Source organism: Oceanobacillus neutriphilus (assembly GCF_014645515.1).
GTDB lineage: Bacteria > Bacillota > Bacilli > Bacillales > Amphibacillaceae > Oceanobacillus > Oceanobacillus neutriphilus.
This window is the reverse complement of the sequence record NZ_BMLW01000052.1, coordinates 1-546: the sequence shown is the minus strand read 5'-3', so window position 1 is coordinate 546 and position 546 is coordinate 1. Positions and strand designations below refer to the sequence as shown.

The window sequence follows — 546 nt, the reverse complement described above, 5'->3', positions numbered from 1 at the left end:
CGTTCTCGCAGAAGTAAAGCTGAACCACCAGGACAAAATCCTCCATATCCACACCGAAGCCCAATCGACCCATGAAGCGGATTTCCCTGAAAGAATGTTTCTTTATTTTTCTTACCTCTACGCCAAACACCGCAAACCAATTCAACCTATCGCTGTTTTGAGTTATAATAGAAAAAAAGATGAACCAGCCCAATTCAAAATTGATACACCCACACAAGAAGTACTTCAATTTAACTTTTTACAATTACACTTAGCCAAGAAAAACTGGAGAGAATATATTGAATCAGACAACCCGGCCGCAGCGGCGTTGCTCAGTCAGATGGGGTATGAAGAGCATGAACGGGTTCAGGTGAAGATTGAATTTCTGCGTATGATTACCCGGATGAAAATCGATCCGGCCAAAATGGAGTTCCTGTATGGATATTTCGAAACCTATTTAAAATTAAACAAAGAAGAGGAGGCACAAATGATGGAGCAAATGGAAAATCTGCCGGAGGAGGAAAAAGACATGGTGATGCAGCTGCCGAATTCTTATTTTGAGAGAGG

Annotated in this window: 1 pseudogene; it reads left to right on the top strand. The window is 41.6% G+C overall.

From position 1 onward, the window contains the following. Positions 1-157: 157 nt before the first annotated feature. Positions 158-546, top strand: a pseudogene (locus IEX29_RS26460) (DUF4351 domain-containing protein); the annotation flags it as partial.